Origin of the sequence: Herbidospora sakaeratensis (assembly GCF_001570525.1) — a bacterium.
GTDB lineage: Bacteria > Actinomycetota > Actinomycetes > Streptosporangiales > Streptosporangiaceae > Herbidospora > Herbidospora sakaeratensis.
Genome location: NZ_BBXC01000011.1, coordinates 1 through 22,102, shown reverse-complemented (window position 1 = coordinate 22,102; position 22,102 = coordinate 1). Strand labels below are relative to the sequence as shown.

General features: G+C 71.6%; 17 protein-coding genes. 8 read left to right on the top strand and 9 right to left on the bottom strand.

Annotation, left to right across the window (positions count from 1 at the left end; all coding sequences use genetic code 11):
* Window positions 1-159: 159 nt before the first annotated feature.
* The 3 genes from AW271_RS38525 to AW271_RS39735 all read right to left on the bottom strand — a co-directional run bounded on the left by AW271_RS38525 (window position 160) and on the right by AW271_RS39735 (window position 3,331).
* Window positions 160-846, bottom strand: a complete 687-nt coding sequence (locus AW271_RS38525; protein WP_062337582.1) for a DUF4240 domain-containing protein — start codon at window positions 844-846, stop codon at window positions 160-162.
* Between the two features lie 74 nt (window positions 847-920).
* Window positions 921-2,690 carry an MFS transporter gene (locus tag AW271_RS16060; RefSeq protein WP_169806349.1) on the bottom strand — a complete coding sequence of 590 codons (1,770 nt, stop codon included), beginning with the start codon at window positions 2,688-2,690 and terminating at the stop codon, window positions 921-923.
* On the bottom strand, window positions 2,687-3,331 hold the full coding sequence (locus AW271_RS39735; protein WP_062337577.1) for a chorismate pyruvate-lyase family protein: 645 nt from the start codon (window positions 3,329-3,331) through the stop codon (window positions 2,687-2,689). Before AW271_RS39735 ends, AW271_RS16060 begins: the two co-directional genes overlap by 4 nt.
* Window positions 3,332-3,723: 392 nt before the next feature.
* Between AW271_RS39735 and AW271_RS16050 the strand changes: the two genes are divergently transcribed.
* From AW271_RS16050 to AW271_RS39730, 3 genes are read left to right on the top strand one after another with little or no spacing between them, the layout of a single operon-like run.
* Complete coding sequence (locus AW271_RS16050; protein WP_157554239.1) at window positions 3,724-5,754, top strand: ATP-grasp domain-containing protein; 2,031 nt, start codon at window positions 3,724-3,726, stop codon at window positions 5,752-5,754.
* On the top strand, window positions 5,751-6,971 hold the full coding sequence (locus AW271_RS16045; RefSeq protein ID WP_062337574.1) for a GNAT family N-acetyltransferase: 1,221 nt from the start codon (window positions 5,751-5,753) through the stop codon (window positions 6,969-6,971). The genes AW271_RS16050 and AW271_RS16045 overlap by 4 nt, the downstream gene beginning before the upstream one ends.
* A gap of 8 nt (window positions 6,972-6,979) precedes the next feature.
* Window positions 6,980-7,231 (top strand): hypothetical protein, encoded by a 252-nt coding sequence (locus tag AW271_RS39730; protein WP_157554237.1) that lies wholly within the window; start codon window positions 6,980-6,982, stop codon window positions 7,229-7,231.
* Here the strand turns inward: AW271_RS39730 and AW271_RS16040 are convergent.
* Window positions 7,164-10,349, bottom strand: coding sequence for a helix-turn-helix domain-containing protein (locus AW271_RS16040; protein WP_062337572.1), 3,186 nt, complete (start codon window positions 10,347-10,349; stop codon window positions 7,164-7,166). The two genes, AW271_RS39730 and AW271_RS16040, sit on opposite strands and share 68 nt — an antisense overlap.
* Window positions 10,350-10,892: 543 nt before the next feature.
* On the opposite strand from AW271_RS16040, the gene AW271_RS16035 reads away from it, so the two are divergent.
* On the top strand, window positions 10,893-12,077 hold the full coding sequence (locus AW271_RS16035) for a hypothetical protein (RefSeq protein WP_157554235.1): 1,185 nt from the start codon (window positions 10,893-10,895) through the stop codon (window positions 12,075-12,077).
* Here AW271_RS16035 and AW271_RS16030 read toward each other — a convergent pair.
* On the bottom strand, window positions 12,004-12,945 hold the full coding sequence (locus AW271_RS16030; RefSeq protein ID WP_157554233.1) for a hypothetical protein: 942 nt from the start codon (window positions 12,943-12,945) through the stop codon (window positions 12,004-12,006). The two genes, AW271_RS16035 and AW271_RS16030, sit on opposite strands and share 74 nt — an antisense overlap.
* Before the next feature lie 427 nt (window positions 12,946-13,372).
* Window positions 13,373-13,768, bottom strand: a complete 396-nt coding sequence (locus AW271_RS16025) for a MarR family winged helix-turn-helix transcriptional regulator (protein WP_062337565.1) — start codon at window positions 13,766-13,768, stop codon at window positions 13,373-13,375.
* 107 nt (window positions 13,769-13,875) lie between these two features.
* On the opposite strand from AW271_RS16025, the gene AW271_RS16020 reads away from it, so the two are divergent.
* The 3 genes from AW271_RS16020 to AW271_RS16010 are packed head-to-tail and all read left to right on the top strand — an operon-like array spanning window position 13,876 to window position 16,995.
* Window positions 13,876-15,288 (top strand): MFS transporter, encoded by a 1,413-nt coding sequence (locus tag AW271_RS16020; RefSeq protein ID WP_245653073.1) that lies wholly within the window; start codon window positions 13,876-13,878, stop codon window positions 15,286-15,288.
* 37 nt (window positions 15,289-15,325) lie between these two features.
* The gene (locus AW271_RS16015) at window positions 15,326-16,399 is read left to right on the top strand and encodes an adenosine deaminase (RefSeq protein ID WP_062337562.1); all 1,074 of its coding nucleotides are present in this window, start codon (window positions 15,326-15,328) and stop codon (window positions 16,397-16,399) included.
* A complete protein-coding gene (locus AW271_RS16010; RefSeq protein WP_157554231.1) occupies window positions 16,396-16,995 on the top strand; it encodes a PH domain-containing protein in 600 nt (199 codons plus the stop codon). Before AW271_RS16015 ends, AW271_RS16010 begins: the two co-directional genes overlap by 4 nt.
* Window positions 16,996-16,999: 4 nt before the next feature.
* Here the strand turns inward: AW271_RS16010 and AW271_RS16005 are convergent, their stop codons facing one another.
* From AW271_RS16005 to AW271_RS15995, 3 genes are read right to left on the bottom strand one after another with little or no spacing between them, the layout of a single operon-like run.
* Window positions 17,000-18,634 (bottom strand): phospho-sugar mutase, encoded by a 1,635-nt coding sequence (locus tag AW271_RS16005; protein WP_062337558.1) that lies wholly within the window; start codon window positions 18,632-18,634, stop codon window positions 17,000-17,002.
* Between the two features lie 14 nt (window positions 18,635-18,648).
* A complete protein-coding gene (locus tag AW271_RS16000) occupies window positions 18,649-19,449 on the bottom strand; it encodes a purine-nucleoside phosphorylase (protein ID WP_062337557.1) in 801 nt (266 codons plus the stop codon).
* A 17-nt stretch (window positions 19,450-19,466) separates the two neighbouring features.
* Entirely contained in the window at window positions 19,467-19,919 is a 453-nt protein-coding gene (locus AW271_RS15995) for a gamma-glutamylcyclotransferase family protein (RefSeq protein ID WP_083976717.1), read from the bottom strand.
* Between the two features lie 96 nt (window positions 19,920-20,015).
* Here AW271_RS15995 and AW271_RS15990 point away from each other — a divergent pair, with 96 nt between their 5' ends.
* A complete protein-coding gene (locus AW271_RS15990; protein WP_062337554.1) occupies window positions 20,016-21,407 on the top strand; it encodes an NAD(P)H-quinone dehydrogenase in 1,392 nt (463 codons plus the stop codon).
* The last annotated feature ends 695 nt before the right edge of the window (window positions 21,408-22,102 follow it).

Genomic DNA, 22,102 nt, shown 5'->3' with positions numbered 1-22,102 from the left:
GTGGAACAGGGCGCCCTGCGGCCGATGGCCGGGGGCGCCCTTTTTGTGGGGGCTCGATATGCCGAAATTTCGGGCGGCGAGAGCCGCCCGGGTGTGTGCGCCACCTGAGCACGAGACGCGCCCGACAGCTTGAGTCAGTCGGCTGCCGCAGCGACGCGGTCAGTACGAGGTTGCGTAGTAGTGGGCCGTTCGCGGGAGGCGGCGGGCGAACTCCGCTTCGTCGTCGAAGTCCCAGTCGTCGCCGTGGGGCTGCCCAGGGTGCCTCGTCTCGGTCGTCCACATCAGCGGGAACCTGCTACGCACGCCCCGATGGTCGAGGGCGTCGAAAAGGTCGTCGGCATCCGGCCCGGTCACCCGTTGGTAGGCGGCGTGGGGGGCGTACTGCAGGGCCTCGAAAACGGGCCAGTCTTCGTCGGTCCAGGGGAAGCCGTCCGTCTTCGTGACGCTGGTCAGCCGGAACCTGCCGTCACCCGACCGTGACGTGCGTCGGCGGATGCGGAAGAACGAGCGGGTCAGCGTCAGCAGGCGGCGTACCTCCGGCAGGTCGACGACGGCGTCGGGGTGGTCGGCCACCGATTCGAAGGCGTCGCGGCCCAGACCGATCAGCCAGCTGACGAAGTATTCGAACCCGTCGGGCGAACCGGTGTGCATGATCTTCCGTGCCGTCGCCCACATGTCCCATGAGCAGGCCCGGTTCGCGGCGAGCGTCCACCAGGAGGCGAAGTCGGCGATCTCTTCGGGGGTGAGGGCGGCCAGCCGGTCTTCCAGCCACGTCGCCCGTTCCTCTTTGGCCGTGGTTTCGCGGGCCGAGGTCTCGATCAGGGTCCAGAAGGCGTCGACGTCCACGACCTGATCTTGGCAGTGAAAGAGCCTGCCCGGTGTCCCGAGCAGCGGGTCACCGGGCAGGCTGGTTTCGCGGCTCACCGCGTCGGTCGCTGCTGGTCCAGCAGGACGTCGGCGATGAGGTTGATGCGGTTGGTCGTCTCCTTGAGGGTGCGCAGCATCTCGGCGGCGACCTCGTCGCCCACCGGCGCGGACATGGGGGTCGACATGGGGGCCGACATGGGGACGGCCCGCCGCGGCAGGGGGATCGGCGGGTGGACGGGCGTGCGGGCGACCGGACGGTCGGGGCGGGGGGCGGGGCGTGGTGTGGGGCGTGGGGTCGGGCGGGGTTCCGGGTGGTCCGGGGCGCGTTTGGCGGAGCGGGCCGGGGCCGGGGGTTTGGCGGCGCCGAAGAACAGGCCCAGGCAGCCCGCGAAGACCGCGAGGGCCAGTGACCCGAGGATGACGCTCGTGTAGCCCGGCATCGGCGCCTCCACCAGGGGGCGTTCGAGCAGGACCACCGTGACGGCGATGCCGATCGTGCCGCCCACCTGGCGGACGGACATGGTCGCGCCGACCGCGGTGGCGTAACGCTCCGGGCCGGCGGTCAGCGCGGCGGCGGCCGACGAGCCCGCGTTGAGCAGGCCGAAGCCCAGGCCCAGCGCGGCGTTCAGCGGCAACCACACCTGCAGGACGTCGAGCGGCCTGCCGGTGCCGATGACCAGTTGCAGGAGGCCGATGCAGCTTCCGGCGATGATGACCGCGCCCAGGTAGATGACCACGCGCGGGCCCCGGCGCTTGATCAGCCCGCCGGCGATGACGCTGCCGACGAGGACACCGGCCGCGTTGGGCGCGATGGCGGCGCCGATCAGCTCCGGCGAGCGGAACATCGCCTGGCCCAGGAACAGCGGCATGATCACCAGGATCGGGAGGGAGACCAGGCCGTACAGGGCCGAGAGGGTTCCGGCGAGGGCGAAGCGGCCCTTGCGCCACAGACCGAGGTCGATGGCGGGGGCCTTGTGGTGGGCCGAGCGGGCCATCGTCGCCAGCAGCATCAGCGTCCCCCCGGACACCGCGCCGATGACGTACGGGTCCCAGCCCCGGCGGGGGAACTGGACGATCGCCCAGGTGAGCATCGCCAGGGCGGCGCCCAGCAGGAGGCAGCCGATGATGTCGGGCACCGCGCCACGGGTGTGGGGCGGCCGGGGGAGCGTCATCGACAACGTCAGCAGGAGCAGGGTGAGGAACGCGCTGGGCACGAACAGCACGCGCCAGCCGATCTCCATGTTCTGGCTGAACCAGCCGCCGAGGGCGTACATGAGCGTGCCGGCGACGCCGGTCGACGCGCTCCAGACGCCGATGGCGGCGGCTCTGCGGGTGGTGGGCACCGTCGCCAGCAGCATCGCCAGCGAGGCGGGCACCATCAGGGCCGCGCCGAGCCCCTGCGCGGCCCGTGCGGCGAGCAGCAGGCTCCACAGGGGCGTGATGACGGTGCAGAACGCCGCGAGGGAGAACAGGGACAGTCCGATGGTGAGCAGCCGCCGCGGGCCGAACACGTCGGCGAGCCGCCCCCCGACGGGCAGCAGCGCCGCGTACGGGAGGGCGAAGGCGGTCAGCAGCCACTGGGTGTCGATCGGTGACTTGGGCCCGAAGCCGCTCTCGGCGAGCTGCGGCACGCCGAGGGTGGCGGCGAGCGTGTCGGCCATGGTGATGCCCATGATGCCGGCGCACACGACGACGGGCAGGTAGGTGGTCTTGCGCTTGTGCGAGGTGGGCGCCGGTCGTCCGCGCCCCTGAAGGCGGCGGGGCGGGTCGGTGAGCAACGGGGGAAGGCCGTCGTCACCGCGCCGCTGGGTGAGAACGCTCATTCGGCCGGCTTGCGGGCGGGTGTGGGTTGGGGGAGGGAGACCAGGGTGTCGCTGATGTACGTCTGCATCGCGGGTCCTCGGCGGGGGTGCGCTGGACGTTTCTTCGTGGGCCACGGGCGGGGGTCCTCCTCCAGGAGGGGGAGGTCCCTGATGGGCGTCACGATCGCGGGGTGGAACTGCTCTTCGACGTGGAGGAATGGCCTGCCTCCAGCGAAGACGAGATACGAGCGGTAGACGCTGGGCCGGCCGACACCGCCCCATTCGCTCATCCGGCAGCCGGTCTCGGTGATCACCCGTCGCTGTTCGACGGCCCCCTGCAGCACCCGGCCGAGGGGGGTGCCCCCGCCGTCGACGATGCTGCGGGCGACCAGATGACTCGACGTCATGATCACCGTGTTGACCGAGATGGCCCTGCCGTCCGGGCGGACGAGTTGCGATCTACGGACGACGAGCGGTGCGTCGCCCTCGCCGGCCACGAGTGCCTTGACGGCCGCGCGGGGCCGCACTTGCGAGGACGGCAGCCCCCGCTGGTCGAGCACACGGACGCGCAGCGGTACGCCGAGTAACGCGGAAAGCAATTGCGTCGTCGATCCGTCGTTGGTGAGGACCATTCGGGTCACGGCGTCGGCCGGGATGCTCATATGACCCTCCTTTCGCGTTCTGACAAACTATCTGACACAAGTTGAGATCTTAATTACTTTCTCCACTTTCGCAATAGGGTCGGATTTCGGTCACTCTTGTGCTGTTGCGTTCCAGCACGTCGTCAGTGCAGGTCGGGGTATCGGTCGTGCTGTAAGACTTCTTGTCAAATTCCTTTACAGAAATGCGAGTGACCGGTGTTACCTGAGTCTGATTTGTCCTGGTATGTGGTGCGGCATCCCGTAAAAGGATCACGGCAGATATGCATTTCCCCCTCCGTCACAATTCTTCTTGACATCCGCTTGTCAATGCTTCCAACATCATTTGCATCAAGTCCGCGCGAACCCTCCTTCGTAAAGGCGGCAGTCAAGTGAACGTGCAATACCTGTTCGTTATGAACGGCGAAAGGGACGGACTGACCAGGCGTCGCGTCGTGACCGGCCGGGCGCTCGCCCGCCGGGTTCCCTGGCCGCACCGCGGCGGCGCGCGCATCCCCACCCCCCACCGCGGCACCGTGGCCCTGGTGGGTTCCGGCGGCTCCGAGGACGCCGCGTCGCTGCTGGCCCAGGTCCGTCAGGGCGGCTTCGACGTCGTGCTCGTCGACACCGACGACGTCTCCGCCGGCCGCTCCGGCCACACCGACCGGCTCAGGGTCCCGGCCATGACCCCGTCCGCGGTCGCCGCCGCCGTCGAGGGCTTCTCCCGCCGCGTCGACGGCGTCATCTGCTGGGAGCCGCGCTACCAGGAGGTCGCCGCGGCGGCCGCCGTGCGGCTCGGACTGCCGTCGTTCGGGGAGACCGCCGCCATCGGCAGCGCCGACCCCGTCAGCACCCAGGTCCTGCTCGCCGCCGGGGGCATGCGCACCCCGCGCTCGATCCTCGCCGTCTCACCCGAAGAGGCCGACCGGGCCGCCCAGCTCATCGGCTGCCCCGTCCTGTTCGTCGCCCGGACCCCCGGAGGGAACCTGTCCCGGCGGCGGGTGGACGATCTCGCCGGCATCCCCGCCGGATTCGCCGGCGCCCAGGCCGCCACGGGCGACAGCGGCGCCGTTCTCGTGGAGGAGGTTCCGGTGGGCGCACCGGTGACAGTGGAGTGCTGGGTCCGTTCGGGCGCGCCGATCGCCGTCGCGGTGATCCGCCGCTTCGGCGAGTACGACATCGTCGACGCCGCCGACCCGCTGCTCGACGACGCCGACATGGCGGCGGTCGTCGCGACCGCGGTGTCCTCGGTCGGCGTCCAGGACGGGCACTGCGGCGTCAGCCTGCTGCTGTCCGACGACGCGGCCATCGTGACCGGCCTGCGTCCGGGACCGCCCGACCCGCTGCTGTGCCACGTCGTCGAGCTGGTCACCGGGGTCAACCTGCCCGCCGCCGCCGCGGCCATCAGCTGCGGCCGCGAACCGGAGGCCGCCCGGCACCGCCACCGCCGCGCCGCGATCGTCACCCCGGTCGACATCCGCGCCCCCCGCCTGGCCGACCTCGACGACGACCTGCCGTACGCGGGCTGGCTCGAACGCTACGAGCCCGGCGGCCGGGCCGTGGTCACGGGCCGCAACCCCCGCGAGTGCGCCCTGCGCGCCGCCCACCTGAGGGCCGCCCACATGCGCGCCGCCCATCTGTACATCCCGGCCGAGTGGCCCTTCCTGCCGCCGTCGATCCAGCGAATCCGCGAACCGGAACCGGCCTACGACCTCCAGCCGACCATCCCCCCGGCCCTGACCCAGGAACCGGAGCCGACCCGGCTCTCGGCCCTCCCACCGGTGCAGACCTCGGTTCCGCAACAGGCGCAGATCCCGGCACCCCAGCCGGCGCCTCAGCCCGTGGCCCAGGCGGCGCAGACCCCGGCGCCTCAGCCGGTGGTCCAGCCCGCCCAGACGGCGGCCCCGCAGCCGACCGCGCAGCCCGCCCGGACCGCGATTCCGCAGCCGCGGCCGGCCACGCCGATGCACACGACGCCGCAGCCGTTGCCGGCCTCCGCGCCGCACTCCACGCCCGAGCCGCTGCCCGCGTCGAGGCCCTATTCGACCCCGCTGCCGGTGCAGACCGCCACGCCGCAGTACGTCCCCCCGCTGCCCTCGGTCCCGGGCGCGCACACCCGGCCCGGGCCCCTGCCGAACCCGATGCCGAACCCGACGCCGAACCCGATGCCGGCGCCGCCCGAGACGTCGCAGCCGACCTCGCTGCCCGTGGAGAACGCGGCGCGTCAAGCGGTGCTCCGCCAGGCGGCGAAGGACAAGCAGGAGCCCGTGGAGGACGCCGCGCCGCAGGACCGGTCGGAGCCGTTGCCCGCGCTGACGCCGTTCACCACGCCGCTGCCCCCGCAACCCGCGCCGCAGCCCTCTCCCGAAGCCGAGCCCGACGACGCGCCCGAGAAGGCCGCCGACCGGCCGGTCATGCCGCCCAGCATGGCGAAGGCCGTTCGGTGAGGGCCGGTACGGCGGCCGTCTCCTTCTACGAGGAGGCGCCGAAGAGGACGGGCGTCGAGGAGGTGCGGCTGACCACCGCGCCCCTCCGGTCGGCTCCGGCCCGGTGGGACGAGCTCGCCCCCCGTACCGCGGCGGGGTTCTTCAACGGCCGCGCCTGGCACCAGGCGCACGCCGACCCCGACGCGGCGGCCTGGCACGGGGTGGTCCTCGGCTGGGTCGGCGGCGCGGGGCGGCCGTCGTTGCGGACCGTGGTGCCGGTCAGCCACTACGACCGGGCGCCCGCCCGGCCGATGCTCGACCCGGCCCGGCTGTTCGGGTCGATGTTGCGGGGCGGGCGGTTGCGCACACCCGAGGCGTGGGGGCGGGTGACGCTCATCGGCGCGACGGCCGGATACCGCACGGTCCCGGTCTGCCACCCGGACGACGAGCACCTGTGGGCGCGGGCCGTCCAGTACGCCATGCCCGACGACGGCAGCGCCGCCGTGCTCTACCTCGACGGCCCCACGGCCGGCCGGCTGACCCGCTACTTCCCGCGCGCGCCCCTCATCCTGACCCACGCGCGGACGGTCATGCGGATCCAGGGCGCCACCTTCGAGGAGCACCTGGGCGCGCTGCAGCGGTCGAGCCGGACGCTGGCCCGGCGCGAGGAACGGGTGTTCGCCGACGGCGCGCGGGCCATCAAGGTGCTGCCGCTGACGGCCGCCCTGCTGCCCGACCTGGCCCGCCTGCACCCCACGCCCAAGGAGGCGACGGCGGCCGAGCGCGAGCTGCGCCGCTACCTCGCCTCGCCGCTGGCCTCCTCGGCCCACGTGATCCTCTGCACGCACAACGGCGCCACGATCGGCTACCGGCTGGTCTTCCAGCACGGCGACGGCCTGGTCGCCCACCGCATCACGCTCGACCCCCGGCGCACCGGCCACTTCGCCGAGCAGCCGGTCCTGCAGTCGCACGCCCCGGTCAGGATGGGCCTGGCCCGGCACCTGCAGGAGATCGACTTCGGCGTCGGCGGGTTCACCGACAAGCTGCGGCGCGGCGCGCGGCTGCTCCCGCTGTGGTCGCTGCTGCTGCGCCCGCCGCTCGGCTGGACGGCCCGGCACACCCGCGAGGTCAACCGCAGGCGCGCCGGGGAGTTGTTCGACGCGTACGCGCAGGACATGGACGTCGACGACCTGGCCCTGCTCCGGCTCATCGCACAGACCGGCATGTTCGCCGCCTAGGGGGAACCATGACGCACTCGATCTTCAGCCCGTTCGAGGACGAACGGGCCGAACGCGCCGGCCGTCGTCCCTACGCCGACCCCGACTCCATCACCACCCTGGTCGACTCCTTCCGGCTGACGGCCTCCGACGACGACGTGCGGGAACTGTTCGACCAGCTCAACTTCCATCTGGTCGCGGTGGAGAAGCTGCTCACGTCCTGGTATGCGAAGAAGCACCCGGGACGTCCGCTGCCGCTGCCGCGCCGACCAACGCCGTGACCGTGCGGGAGTCGGTGCCCGCGCAGACGGCCAGCACGGCCGGGTCGCCGACTCCGCCCGCCCAGGCCGCCCGCACGGCCGCGTCGCGGGCGACGGTGGCCAGCGCCTCGGCGTGAGCGGCCTCGGCGACGGCGGCCAGCCTCCCGGCCACCCGGTCCAGCAGCGGACGGCAGGCCCGCGCCAGGCCCGCCGTCCGCCGGTCCAGTTCGGCCCGGCTCGCCGCGAGGGCCGCCAGGGCCGTCTCGCGGGTGGGGTCGGGCCGCAGCCGCCGCACCCGGGCCTGGGTCATCCCGCCGGCCTCCGCGAGCAGGCCGACGACGTTGACCCCGGCGCGGAGCGCCGCGCGGACCTCGTCGTCGCGGGCCGCCCGCGCCTCGCCGAGCCGGACCGCGGCGCGGGCCACCTCGGCCAGCGCGCCCCTGCCGGGGCCGCGCGGCGGCAGCAGCAGGTCGGCGCCGAGCCCTTCGAGGATCCGGGCCAGCGTGTACGGGCTGATCCGCGCCACCTCGCACATCGTCGTCACCGTGCGGTGCCCCTCGCGCCAGGCGCGGCGGACGGCGTCGCCGTGCTCGTCCCGCCGGTCGCGGAGGGCGGCGGCGGAGTCGGCGATCCGCGCCAGCGACGCGGCCTCCTGGGCCCGCGCCCGCAGCCGCACCTCCCGCCGGAGCGCCCTGACCCGCCCTTCGGGCAGCCCGCTCACCCGCACGAGGACGGCCAGGCTGGTCACCCCGGTCCGCACGCACGCGCGCAGCGCCTCCACGTGCTCGCGGTCGAGCGGTTCCGACACGAAGGGGATCTCGTGCTCCGGCAGTCCCGTCCAGGCGGCGACCAGAGCGGCGTCGCGGGCCCCGGCCGCGTGCAGGGCGGTCAGCGCCGCCCGCAACCCCTCCCGGGCCGTCTCGCCCGCCCCGCGGGCGGAGGCGAGGTCGGCCGACGCGGCGCGCACGGCGTCCAGGAGAGGCCCTGAGCGCGCCCCGTGGACGGCCAGCCGCCGCGACCGGCGCGCGTGGGTGCGGCACTGGTCGCCCATGACGGCGCGGTTGCCGCACCCGGTCGGCCAGACGCACAGGTAGGGCACCCCGGCCGCGACGACCAGGACGGGCCGCCGGGCCAGCGCGGCGGCCAGCTCCTTCGACTTCCACCCGCCCTCGTCGGCGGCGACCAGGCAGAGCGGCCCGTTGGCGTCGTCGAGCAGCAGTCCGGCGAAGGAGACGAGCGTGGTCGCGCGCATCCGCCCCCGGTAACGCGCCTGCGGATACCAGGCGAACCGGGTCTCCCCGGCGCGGTCGAGCGCGACCAGGAGGCTCAGGTCGCCCCCGAGGCGCGCCTCGGCGACGAACCGGACGGCCGCGCCGGCGCCCGCGTGCGCGAGGTGGAGGGGCAGCGTCTCGTGCTCCCAGCGGCCGGGCTCGACCGTGGGGAGGTCCTCGGGCCACAACCCTTCGTCGCGCAACACGGCGAGCGCCCGGTCGGCGTCCACGGGGCGGCCGTAGGCGCGGCCCAGCAGGGCGGTGAGGGTCCGCATGGTCAGCAGGGCGGGCGGGCCCGCCAGGACGAGCTCGCGCAACCGGCCTCCCGCCGACAGGGGTCGCTCACGGGCGCGTTCCCGGGCGGCGGCGATCCGCACCTGGCGGTCGGCCGTGCCGATCGGGCCGCGCGGGGGGTGCTCCATCTCCAGTGAGGCGGTCCCGTCGGGGGCGGGCCCTCGGCCCTGGTGGTAGTGGCGGCGGCAGAGCGCCTGGACGGGGTCGCGTTCGGGCACCCGCCAGACGCGTTCGCCGCACCCGTCGGCCCAGGTGCAGTAGAAGGCGTCGCCGACCGTCGTGGCGGTGGCGTCGAGGTCGCGGGAGTGCCAGCCGGAGTCGTCGGTGACGACCAGGCACAACGGCTCTTCGGTGTCCTCGCGGAGCCGCCGGGTGAAGTCGGCCAGCGTCGAGGCGCGCATGCGGCCCTGGTAGCGGGCCTCCTCGTACCAGGCGAAGCGGCGGTCGTGGCCGGGGGAGACGGCGAGCAGGAGGGTGCGGCCGCCGGGCAGCGGCACCTCCTGGACGAAGCGCACGACCGCGCCCGCCCCCGCGTCGGCCTGGAACAGCGGCAGCACGTCGTGGCACCAGCGGCCGACGGCGGGCGACCCCGGCGGCAGCGCGGGCGGCAGCGGCCCCTCGGGCCACAGGTTCTGCGCGGACAACAGGACTTCGACGTCGCCGGTACTGACCGGATGACCGAAAAGCGCGCCCAGCCGGCCGGCCAGGCGCTCCATCGTCCACAGGCCGGTGGACGGCCCGCCGAGCACGGCGGGCCGCAGGTCGGGCGCCGAGGCGGTGGCCGGCGCGGGCCCCGGCCGGATCTCGCGGGCGTCGCCGTCGCCGCGCACCCAGACGGTCAGCGGCAGCCCGGCCAGGCCACGCGCGCACTCTTCGAGGTCGAAGACGGGATGGCCGGCCGTGATGAGGCAGGTGGGACGGCCGGTCTCGGCCACCAGCCCGGCGGCGAAGTCGAGGAACGTCGCCGCGCTCGCGGGCCCGGAATAGGCGCGGAACATCAGCGGCCCGCCGGGGATCAGCGCGTAGGCGAGGTGGAAGCCGAAAGGCGCGGCCGGGGCCGACGATCGGGGGAGGAGCGCGCCGACGTCGACGAGTCCCCCGCGCATCAGAAGCGCGTCCTGTTCCCGTGCTTTCTCTTTTATGTACGCGTAACGCTGTTTCCACAAACGGGCCGAACCGTCGGGCCACGTGACGAGAGAGTGCCGCGGCCATAAACCGAGTGAACGCAGCAGACGCCCGATGCTGGTGAGCGTCAGCGAGACGCCGTGGTCACGCGAGACGAGCTCGTTTACGAGTTCCCGCGTCCACAACCGTCCTGTCAAGCCCGCTGACTCCGGGCCGGCCAGCAGCGCGGCCGCCAGTTCGTGCAGCCCGTCGGGCGACAACGCCGACGGCCGTCCCTGCAGAGGGCTGGCCTGCAGCTTCTCCGGCCCGGAGCGGGCCTGGCGCAGCCATTCGTAGACCGAGGATCGGGACACACCCATGTTCCGGCTCACCTGGGCGACCCGCTCGCCCGCCTCCACGCGGGTCACGGCGGCCGTCCGGAGGGACGCGAGGAACGCCCGTCCGTCCACATCCCGCATTCGATGCGGACGGCTTGTCAAATCTTTGTCAATGACCGTGTAATGATCCACGTGCGACCAAATAACACGAATTCGGCCAGTATGCAAACATTCGTCTCGATAATCGTGTCAGGAAACCTGACACAAATGGGGCCCGTCCCGGGGAGGCGCCCAGATCAGTGCCGCAGTGGGCGGGTATCCGCCGTCCGTAACCAGGCTTTCGGCCCAGACGAGATGGGCATGACCTGAGAAACCTGCACTGATTAGTCCCGTGAACACGTTTGCTGGTGGTCAAGTTGCTCTGTCACGTCTATGCTCCGTTTGACGCACTTGATCGAGGCGTCGATTTACGCACCGTGTTAGGCGAGGAGCACAGTGCCCGAGAAGATCGCTCAACGCGTTCGAGCCGCTCGCCTGCAGAGAGGGTTGTTGCCATTCCAAGTGACGTCCGAACTGGATGCCGACTCGATCGAACGGATTGAAAGCGGAGACCTCGAACCGACCGCGGCCATGATCAGGATCATCGCGCGAGGGCTCCAATGCTCCCCCCTGTGGTTGACCGACGGACTTGACCCGCACACGATCGCGGGCCTGCGGGCCGAAGCGGCCAAGGCGGGCGGCGCACTGGCCGAAGGCCGGTTCCCCGAGGCGAGAGACCGCTACGCGGCGCTGCTCCGGCAGCCGTCGCTGGGCATGGTCCCCGACCTCTGGCGGCAGGCCGAGCTCGGCCAGGCCCAGGCGGCCGAACGCGAGGGCGACCTGCCCCAGGTGATCACCCGCGTGACGCGGCTGCTCGACTCCCACCTCGACGAGCCCTCCGAGTCGCTGGCCCGGTCGAGCGGGCACTGGACGCAGTTCGTCGACTACCGCGTCCGGCTGGCGACCGTGCTCTGCCGCTGCCACCTCGAAGCGGGTGACATTTCGGCCAGCGTGGCCGTCGGCGAGAGCGCGCTCGACCGCGAGATCGGCGCGGCCGGCTGGACCTCCAGCGTGATCGAGCTCGGATGCGCCCTGGTCGCCACGTACGGAGAGCAGGTCGACCTGCACGCTCATCCGGAAGAACACGGACATGGTTCGCATCTGCGATTGCATCTGCTGCTGAGCGAGCTGACGAGTGCCGCAATCGAGCTCGGCGAGCCCCGCGGGCGTATTTCGGTCGCTTGGCAGAACGGAATCGCGGCGGCGAGGTCGGGATTAGCGCCGACCGCCCGGGGCCTTTTCGAGCAGGCCCTATCTCTGTATGGCGCGGGCTACCACGACCCGCTCGGCCTGGCCCGGCTGCGGGCGACCATGGCCGGGGAACTCATCAGGGCCGACGCGGCGACGGTGGAGGAGCTCTTCCCGGTCCTGAGCCGCGCCCAGGCCGAGCTGACCGACGCGGCGGCCGGGATCGTCGACCGGGGGTTCTGCGCCCTCGCGCTGGCCCGCGCCGACATCGTCAGGGGCGATCCGCACCAGGCGATCGACCGCGCCAACGAGGTCGTCAAGGCCGTCGGGGAGACCGCCGCGCTGCTGCACGTCCACGCCTCCGAGGTCATCGCCGAGGCGCACCTGCGGCTCGGCGAGACCTGGGAGGCCGAACAGGCCCTCGTGGCCGCCGCCGAGCGCTGGGAGACGATGACCTCCCGCGAGCGCGCCTCGGCGATGTGGATGCGGGTCGCCGACCTCAGGATCCGGTGCGACGACCCCGAAGGCGGTCGAGCGGCCCTGGACCGGGCGCTCGCAGTGATGGCGGTCTGAGCCCGCGCAGCAGGTCCTCGGGCTCGCGCCCCAGATGCCGCAGCACGCAGCACAGGTGCGCGAAGACGGCCTCGGCGCGCGGATAGCGGTCGGTGGAGGCCGCACGGGCGTGCGCCTCGAACGCGGCGATCAGGGCTTCGGGATAGTCGGCCAGGTAGACGCCCGAGATGCGCGGCGCGAACATCGACAACTCGCGGTCGAGCTGCCAGTAGTAGGACACCAGGTCGGTGAGCGGCTCACACGCCTTGACCAGGTCGTCGTGGTTCTCGAAGCGGGGCACGGGGTGGTCGTGGTCGCAGCCGGGCACGTCGTCGGGCGGGACCGTCTCGGGTCGGGGGGCGTCGAGCGGCACGTCGGGGAACTCGATCTCGTTCTCGCCGCCGCTCTCCAGGAGGATCCGGCGGGCGGTGGCCAGCGGCGGGTAGCCGAGGGTCAGGCCGCGCACGGCCCTGGGGAGCTCGGTGAAGGCGTCCATGCCGGCGAAGGTGTGGTTGGCGGGTGATTCCTTGCGGTGCGACAGCAGGCCCCACGCGGCCGTCTCGGCCGCTTCGGGGGGCAGCACGTCGCGGTAGTAGGCGACGAGCGCGTCGAGTTCGAACAGTTCCCCGTACGTCTCCTCGCGGCCCGCGGTGATGTGCAGGGCGTTGCCGTCGACGCGTTCGCGGTGATACTCCAGCCCCACTCTCCGGGCCCGGATGCACCACGCCTGGGCCTCGTCGAGGGGAAGCGTGAACCGGCCGAACGGCTTGCGCCCGGAGAGCAGGGCGCCGGCGATCCAGCGTTCACTCCATGCGGCTCCGTCGTAAGGAGACGGGTCGGCGAGATCTCTTAGTAACCCCTGTGAAAGGATCTCGTTCCACGGGCTCACTAGAGAACTTCTGAATCCATTCATGGCGGGTCCGGTGAAATCCCAGATCCGGTATCCGTGCCAGACAGCCAGTAACCGGGTCCAGGCGCCGAACTCGCTTTCCGCCCGTTGTCCGGCGTAAAGGCCGTGTAATGGGTTGCCGAAGTCGTCCTGGAAGGGCCCGGGTTGGACCCGTCCTGCGGGGCTCACGGGTGTTCGATCATCAATTAGGGGCGTCCAGCCGCGCACGGGGCCGGGCCTCCTTTCCGCCATAGGGATTGTCAGGCTCCCCACCGGCACCTTCAGAAGCGCGCCGAAACCGAAAAGAATTTTGCCCGATCAACGATCGGTCGCGCAATGCACCGAATTACCCAAGGTGGGCATTTTGCGCTGCACGTGCATCTTCGCGTGCGTTTGAAAGTTACTTTCCCTTATGTGCGGGCCGAATTCACCCGTGGGGGGTGGCGGCCAAGTGGGCGCGCAGCACCCGGCGCTGCGTCGGCAGCGCCTCGGAGTGGCGGACGCGGCCGGCGTCGGTCAGCGTCACGAAGACGCCCCGGCGGTCGTCGGCGCACATCGAGCGGAGCACGAACCCGGCCTTCTCCAAGCGGGCGATCAGGCGGGACAGCGCGCTCTGGCTCAGGTGGACCCCGGCCGCCAGCTCCTGCACCCGGAACTTCCCGTCGGCGCTCAGGCAGACGCCCTCGACCAGACGGTCGAGCACCTCGAACTCGCTGACGCCGAGCTCGTGCCGGTCCTGCAGCTCCCGCTCGAGGTCGGAGACGATCGCGGCGTGCCTGGCGGACAACTCACGCCAGGTGGACAGCACCTCGTTGTCGGTCATCGTGCACCCCTGATCTCCTTGCGCGGCACCATAGCAGCCCGGACAAGCTTATGCAAACGCATTAAATGCTTGTGCATTGAATGCATGTGCATGTAACGTCCCCATCCATGATGTCTACTCGTGAGGGCCGCTGGGGGGCCTCCCTTTGGGGCGTCCTCATCGTGCTCTGCACCGTCGTCTTCCTCGACGGTCTCGACGTTTCGATGGTCGGCGTCGCGCTGCCGTCCATCCAGGCCGAACTCGGCATGTCGACCTCGGCGCTCCAGTGGGTGGTGAGCGGGTACGTCCTCGGTTACGGCGGCCTGCTGCTCCTCGGCGGACGGACCGCCGATCTGCTGGGACGACGCCGGGTCCTGCTTGTCGCGCTGGCCGTGTTCGCCGTCGCCTCACTGCTCGGCGGCGTCGTCGACAACGGGGCCCTGCTGATCGCGGCCCGGTTCGTCAAGGGCATGTCGGCCGCCTTCACCGCGCCGGCCGCACTGTCGATCATCACCACGACCTTCGCCGAAGGGCCCGCGCGCAACAAGGCCCTGAGCATCTTCACCGCCTGCGCGGCCAGCGGCTTCTCCCTCGGCCTGATCCTGTCGGGCCTGCTGACCGAACTCGGCTGGCGGTGGACCTTCCTGATGCCCGTGCCGGTCGCCATCGCGGCCCTGATCGCCGGGGCCCGCCTGCTGCCCCGCTCGGAGGAGCGCGGCCAGGGCGGCTACGACCTCTTCGGCGCGCTCACCATCACCTCGGGCATGCTGCTGCTCGTCTACACCGTCGTCGAGGCCCCCGAAGTGGCCGTCGGACGCACCGTCGCCACCGGGCTCGCCGCCGCGGTGCTGCTGGCCCTGTTCGTCTGGTGGGAGCTGCGCACCAAGCACCCGCTGGTGCGCTTGGGCATCCTGCGCTCGGCGCCGCTGCGCCGGGCCAACCTCGGGCTCGTCATCCTCTTCGGCTCGTACGTCGGCTTCCAGTTCGTCGCCATGCAGTACTTCCAGAACATGCTCGGCTGGTCGGCGCTGGCCACCTCGCTCGCCTTCCTGCCCGCCGGGCTGCTCGTCGCGCTGTTCTCGACCAGGGTCGGGTCGCTGGCCGACCGGTTCGGCACCGAGAAGATCGTGCTGGCCGGGTCGGTGTCGCTGGTGCTCGCCTACCTGGTCTTCCTCAACATCGACCTGAACCCGTCGCTCTGGCTGGTCATCCCGGGGATGCTGCTGCTCGGCGGCGCGTTCGCGCTGGCCTTCCCCTCACTCAACATCCAGGGCACCAACGGGGTCGCCGACGCGGAACAGGGGCTCGCGTCGGGGCTCATCAACACCTCGGGCCAGGTCGGCGGGGCGGTCGTGCTGGCCATCGTGACGGCCACCCTCACCTCGGGCGCCGGGGGCGGCGACCCGCTGGGGTCGACGCGCGCCGCGATCGTCATCTCGGCCGTCTTCGCGCTGATCGGGCTGGGGATCTCGATCACCGGGGTGGTGGCCGGGAGGAGGCGGCGTACACCCGCTGCGGAACAGGTTCTGGAGACCGTGTAGCAGATCATATTTGCGCAGGTGACGCTACTATGCCCCCATGAGCCTGCCCACTTTTGAGCAGATCCGCCAGGCCCCCAAGGTGCTCCTCCACGATCACCTCGACGGGGGCCTGCGCACGGAAACGATCATCGAGCTGGCCCGCGAGACCGGCTACGACAAACTGCCCTCCACCGACCCGGCCGAGCTCGACGCGTGGTTCCGCGCGTCGGCCGACTCCGGGTCGCTGGAGCGCTATCTGGAGACCTTCGCCCACACCGTGGGCGTCATGCAGACCCGTGAGGCGCTCGTCAGGGTGGCCGCGGAGTGCGCGGAGGATCTCGCGAACGACGGAGTGGTCTACGCCGAGGTCCGCTACGCCCCCGAGCAGCACACCGAGCGCGGGTTGTCCCTCGACGAGATCGTCCAGGCGGTCAACGAGGGGTTCAGGATCGGGTCGCGGGGACGGGGCATCCGCGTCGGCGCGCTGCTCACGGCGATGCGCCACCAGGCCCGCTCGATGGAGATCGCCGAGCTGGCGGTGCGCTACCGCGACGTCGGCGTGGTCGGCTTCGACATCGCCGGGGCCGAGGCCGGCTACCCGCCCACGCGGCACATCGACGCCTTCGAGTACCTCCAGCGCGAGAACGCCCACTTCACCATCCACGCCGGTGAGGGCTTCGGGCTGCCGTCGATCTGGCAGGCCATCCAGTGGTGCGGGGCCGACCGGCTCGGCCACGGGGTGCGGATCATCGACGACATCACCGTCTCGGGGGAGGACGCCAAGCTGGGCAGGCTGGCCGCCTACGTCCGCGACAAGCGGATCCCGCTGGAGATGTGCCCGACGTCCAACATCCAGACCGGGGCGGCCGAGTCGATCGCCGACCACCCGATCGGGCTGCTGCGCCGCCTCCAGTTCCGGGTCACCGTCAACACCGACAACCGGCTGATGAGCGGCACCACCGTCAGCAAGGAGTTCGCCCAGCTCGTCGAGGCCTTCGGCTACGGCTGGGACGACCTCCAGTGGTTCACCGTCAACGCGATGAAGTCGGCGTTCATCCCCTTCGACGACCGGCTGGCGCTGATCAACGGCGTCATCAAGCCGGGGTTCGCGCAGTTGAAGTGGCGCGCATGACCTTCCGTTCGAAGACGGCCTGGTTCTTCGGCTGGGCCTGGCTGGTGTTCGTCGCCGCCAACACCGTCGACCTGATCGTGCGGGGGAGGCTGCCGTCGGCGCTGGTGGTGGGGGCCGTCCTCGGTTTCGTCACGTGGATGACCTACTTCCTGGCGCTGCGGCCGGCGACGATCACCGAGCAGGGCGGCGTGCGGATCCGCAACCCCTTCCGCACCGCCTACCTGCCGTGGTCGTCCATCGACGACGTCACCGTGACCGGCGCGATCACCATCACGGCCGGCGAGCTGACCGTGCGCTGCTGGACGCCGATGCCGACCGCGCGCGAGCGCGCCAAGAGCCTGCGGCAGCAGAACCGGCAGGTCAAGCGCGGGCGCTACCCGACGTCCGAGCCGACCCTGACCAAGGGCGAGAGGGCCGCCCGCGAGGCCATGGCCGGCCGCACCCACGCCGACTGGGTGGCCGACGAGATCAAGGAGCTCGCCACCGTCAGGAAACGCGAGTCGACCGGCGAGCCGACCGTGAAATGGGCGGTCGACTCGCTGGCGGCGACGGCGGCGTTCCTCGTGCTGGTCGTGGTGACGCTCGTCGTGGTCTAGAGGTCTAGAGGGCCAGGACCGCGCGCAGGTCGGCCTTGAGCGCCTCGATCTGGCCGGCGGCGGCCGACCGGGTCTCGGCGATCTCGGTGACCGGGAGCACCAGTTCGAGGTAGCACTTCAGCTTCGGTTCGGTGCCGCTCGGCCGGACCACCACCCGGCCGCCGCCCGACAGCCGGTAGCGCAGGCCGTCGGTCGGGGGCAGGTCGGGGGAGCCCTCCGCCAGGTCGTCGATCGACTCGACGGTCCGGCCGCCCAGGCTCGCCGGCGGCTTGGCCCGCAGCCGCGCCATCGCGTCGGTGATCTGGGCCAGGTCGTCGACGCGGAAGGACAACTGGCTGGTGGCGTGCAGGCCGTAGCGGACGGCCTGGTCGTCGAGCAGGTCGATCAGGCTCAGGCCGCGCTGCTTGGCCTCGGCGGCGATGGCCGCGACGGTCAGCGCCGCCCCGATGCCGTCTTTGTCGTGGACGGGCAGGCCCTCGTCGGAGCCGACGCTGTATCCCAGCGCCTCCTCGTAGCCGAAGACCAGCCCGCCGCCCGCCTTCATGATCCACTTGAAGCCGGTGAGGGTCTCGCGGTGCCGTACACCATGGGCCTCGGCGATCCTCCCCAGGAGAGACGACGAGACGATCGTGGTGGCCACCAGCCGGTCGGGAGCGCTCGTCGAGCGCAGCACGTGCTCGGCCAGCAGCCCGCCGACCTCGTCGCCCGTCAGCATCCGGAACACGCCGTCGGCCTGGCGCGCGCCCACGGCGCAGCGGTCGGCGTCGGGGTCGTTGGCGATCACCAGATCGGCGCTGACCGCCGAGGCCGAGGCCAGTTCGAGGGCCAGGTCCATGGCCCCCGGCTCCTCCGGGTTCGGGAACGCCACCGTCGGGAAGTCGGGATCGGGCCTCGACTGGGCCCCCACGCTCATCGGCGAGGTGAACCCGGCCAGCATGAACGCCTGCCCCAGCGTGGTCCCGCCGACCCCGTGCAGCGGCGTGTACGCCACCCGCAGGTCGCGCGCCGCCCCCAGCGGCAGCGCGGTCACCGCCTCGAGATAGGGGGTGAGGATGTCGCGGGCCGACAGGGTCGCCCACCCCTCGCCGAGCGGGAGCTCGTCGACCCGCCCGGCGGCGTCGATCGCCGCGGAGATCTCCGAGTCGACCGGCGGGATGATCTGCGCGCCGTCGCCCCAGTAGACCTTGTAGCCGTTGTCGCGCGGTGGGTTGTGCGAGGCCGTCACCATGACCCCGGCGTCGGCCTTCAGGTGGCGGACCGCGAAGGCCAGCACCGGGGTGGGGAACAGGCCGCCCATCAGGCTCACGGTGAGGCCCGCGCCGGTGAGGACGGCGGCGGTGTCGCGCGCGAACACGTCGGAGTTGTGCCGCGCGTCGTACCCGACGACCACGTGACGCCCCGGGCCCAGCACGGCGGCCAGCCCGGCCGCCGCGCGCATCACGGTCACCCGGTTCATCCGGTTGGGGCCCGCGCCCAGTTCGCCGCGCAGGCCGGCCGTGCCGAACTCCAGCTTGGCGCCGAACCGGTCGGCCAGGCCGTCGTGGTCGCCCGAATCGAGCAGCGACTCCAGTTCCGCCCGGGTCGCCGGGTCGGGGTCCTGGCCGAGCCACTCCCGCGCGCGTGTCGTCAGATCGTTCATCGCCGTCCCCGAACTCAGAGCTTGCCGACGACCTGGCTCAGCAGGCCGCCCATCCGCTGCGCGGTGGCCCGGCCGACCTCGAGGACCTCCTCGTGGTTCAGCGGCTCCCCGACGAGCCCGGCGCCCGGATTGGTGACCAGCGACAGCGCCAGCACCTCGGCGCCGCACTGCCGGGCCGCGATGGCCTCCAGCACAGTCGACATGCCGATCAGATCCCCACCGAGGGTGCGGAGCATGCGGATCTCGGCCGGAGTCTCATAAGTCGGACCGCGGAAGGCGACGTACACCCCCTCGGCGAGCGACGGGTCGGCCTCCCGCGCGAGCGCGCGCAGCCGCTTGGAGTAGACCTCGGTGAGGTCGAGGAAGGTCGCGCCGGTCAGCGGGTTCGCGCCGGTCATGTTGATGTGGTCGCTGATCAGGACCGGGTCGCCCACGTTCTGGGTCTCCGGCCGCAACCCGCCGGCGGCGTTGGTCAGCACGACCACCCGGGCCCCGGCCGCGCAGGCGGTCCGGACCCCGTGGACGACCGGCTCGACGCCCAGCCCTTCGTAGAGGTGAGTGCGGCCGAGGAAGATCAGGACGTGCTGCCCGTTCGGCGCCTTGACGGCCCGGATGCGTCCCGCGTGGCCCTCGACGGCCGGGGGCGCGAAACCGGGCAGGTCGGTCGAGGGGAACTCGGCGAGGGGCGCACCGATGGCGTCGGCCGCCGGCACCCAGCCGGAGCCCATGACGAGAGCCACGTCGAACGCGTCGACTCCCGTTTTCGCGCGCAGCGCGGACGCCGCGTCGGCGGCCAGGGAAAATGCGTTACTCACGCTCCTGAGCGTACAAGTCAGTCACCGAGGGACTTACAGGGACGGGCACGCAGTTCGTGGACGTAGTCATCAGGTGCCCCCGCCTTCTCGGCGGCGTCGGCGATGATGCCGAGATAACGCGCCGCGGGAAGCCCGCCCTCGTAGGAGTCGACCACGTAGAACCAGGCCAGCACGTCGCCGTCGAGCGTGGCCACCCGCAGCCGGATCTTGGTGTAGAGCCCGAGGTCGAGGCCCGTCCAGCGGTCGAGCGAGGGTTCGTCCCACTCGGGCACGTCGTAGAGGACGACGAAGACCTGCGAGCCCTCGTCTTCGACCACGGTGGCCAGCGGGCCCTCCCAGCCGACGTCCTCCCCGCCGAAGGTCAGCCGCCAGCCGGTCAGCCAGCCTGTTCCCCTCATCGGCGAGTGGGGCGCCCGCTCGGCCATCTGCTTCGGGTCCATGTTGCTGCCATAGGCGGCGTATACAGGCACCGCATCAGAGTAAACCAAGATCGCCCGCGGGACCGGCCGTGGCGGTTCCACGTAGTCGTGCCGTTACACCTCTTCGGGTGCGGGAGAATGGGACATGTGACAAGGATCGTGATCATCGGCGGCGGCCCCGGCGGATACGAGGCGGCCCTGGTCGCCGCCCAACTCGGGGCCCGGGTCACCGTGGTCGAAGACGAGGGGCCGGGCGGCGCGTGCGTGCTGACCGACTGCGTCCCGTCCAAGACCATGATCGCGACTTCGGTCCGCAAGCAGGCCCTCGTCGACGGCACCTCGCTCGGCGTCCACTTCACCGGCGGCCCCGACGGCGACGTCGGCGGCGCGGTGGCCGACATGGCCGTCGTGAACCGCCGCGTGAAGGAGCTGGCCCGCGCCCAGTCGGCCGACATCGCGGCCCGCCTGGCCGCCGAGAACGTCGAGGTCGTCCGGGGCCGGGGCCGCCTGCTTGAACCCGGCACCGTCCGGGCCGGCGACCGCACCATCCGCGCCGACGTGGTCATCGTCGCCACCGGCGCCACCCCGCGGGTCCTCCCGGGAGCCGAGCCCGACGGGGAGCGCATCCTCACCTGGCGGCAGATGTACGACATCGACGAGCTGCCCGAGAAGCTGATCGTCGTCGGCTCGGGCGTGACCGGCGCCGAGTTCGCCGGCGCCTACATGTCGCTCGGTTCCGAGGTGACCCTGGTCTCCTCGCGCGACCGCATGATGCCCAACGAAGACGCCGACGCGGCCGAGGTCCTCGAAGAGGTCTACCGGCGGCGCGGCATGAACGTGATGGGCCGCTCGCGCGCCTCCTCGGTCAAGCGCACCGCCGACGGCGTCGTGGTGACCCTCGAAGACGGCCGCACCGCCGAGGGCACCCACTGCCTGATGACGGTCGGCATGGTGCCCAACACGTCGGGCATCGGCCTGGAGGAGAACGGCGTCCGCCTCGACCGCAACGGCTTCATCGAGGTCGACAAGGTCTCCCGCACCTCGGCTCCCGGCGTCTACGCCGCCGGCGACTGCACCGGTGTCCTGATGCTCGCCTCGGTGGCCGCCATGCAGGGCCGCATCGCGGTGTGGCACGCCCTGGGTGAGGCCGTCCAGCCGATCCGGCTCGCGACGGTGGCCTCCAACATCTTCACCGACCCCGAGATCGCGGCGGTGGGGGTGACCCAGAAGCAGGTCGAGAACAAGGAAGTCGACGCCAAGGTCGTGAAGCTGCCGCTGGCGACCAACGCGCGGGCGAAGATGCAGGGCTTCCACGACGGCTTCATCAAGATGTTCTGCCGGCCCAACACGGGGATCATCCTCGGCGCGGTGGTCGTCGCTCCGCGCGCTTCGGAACTGATCCTGGCGCTGTCGGTGGCGGTGCAGCACCGTCTGACGGTCGACCAGCTGGCCCACACGTTCGCGGTCTATCCGTCCCTGTCGGGCTCGATCACCGAGGCGGCCCGACGGCTGATGTCGCCGCTGACGGCGGGGATCTAGTTTCTGCCGGTTTCGCCACGAGTGGTTAATCGGGCTTCGTCGAGATCTACGTGTGGCCTGTTCAGGCTTCAGCGGATGGTCGAGCCTGATCTGCGTAAGCGGCTTCGTGTGCAGCTGCGGAGGGGTGTTCGGGTGGCGAGCCGCCCGAAATTTCGGCACATCGGGGTTACCGCTTCTGTGGGGAGCGGAGAGACCAGGGCTGGGGTCCGGCGGCGCTTGCCGCTTGAGACTCCTTGTATTTACGCCACCGCCTGGGCCGGATGTGCGGGCTGAGTCGGGTGGCCGGCATCGCGCGAGGTCTCGATAGATCCATGCCACCCTTGTGCGGGATGTGGAAGGTTCGGCGTTGTGAGTTGAGCGGCTGGCATGCCCGCGGTGCTGTTTAGACGCCATCTTCTGTGCGGGATGAGCTAAGGGTTCAGCGCGCTGGGGTGCGCGAGAGCCGCCCGATATTTCGTTATATCGACGCCAACTCTTGTGCGAGGTGATCCGAAGGTTCAGCGCGCCGGGTCGGGCGGCCGACCGAAATTTCGGCATATCCACGCCATCGCCGGGCGGGGTGTACAGAAGGTCTAGCTCCTAATCGGGCGGCTCTCGCCGCCCGATATTTCGGCATATGCGTCGTAGTGGGATCGGTGGTTTTTAGCGCCAGCTCAGCGGGACAGCAGCTCTGAGCGGGCCCAGTTGAGCGGCGC

Coding starts and splice junctions, on each gene's coding strand:
- AW271_RS16060 (WP_169806349.1), bottom strand. CDS start 2,690: ATGAGCGTTCTCACCCAGCGGCGCGGTGACGACGGCCTTCCCCCGTTG.
- AW271_RS16015 (WP_062337562.1), top strand. CDS start 15,326: ATGAGCCTGCCCACTTTTGAGCAGATCCGCCAGGCCCCCAAGGTGCTC.
- AW271_RS16005 (WP_062337558.1), bottom strand. CDS start 18,634: ATGAACGATCTGACGACACGCGCGCGGGAGTGGCTCGGCCAGGACCCC.
- AW271_RS16025 (WP_062337565.1), bottom strand. CDS start 13,768: ATGACCGACAACGAGGTGCTGTCCACCTGGCGTGAGTTGTCCGCCAGG.
- AW271_RS39730 (WP_157554237.1), top strand. CDS start 6,980: ATGACGCACTCGATCTTCAGCCCGTTCGAGGACGAACGGGCCGAACGC.
- AW271_RS16010 (WP_157554231.1), top strand. CDS start 16,396: ATGACCTTCCGTTCGAAGACGGCCTGGTTCTTCGGCTGGGCCTGGCTG.
- AW271_RS16050 (WP_157554239.1), top strand. CDS start 3,724: ATGAACGGCGAAAGGGACGGACTGACCAGGCGTCGCGTCGTGACCGGC.
- AW271_RS16020 (WP_245653073.1), top strand. CDS start 13,876: ATGATGTCTACTCGTGAGGGCCGCTGGGGGGCCTCCCTTTGGGGCGTC.
- AW271_RS39735 (WP_062337577.1), bottom strand. CDS start 3,331: ATGAGCATCCCGGCCGACGCCGTGACCCGAATGGTCCTCACCAACGAC.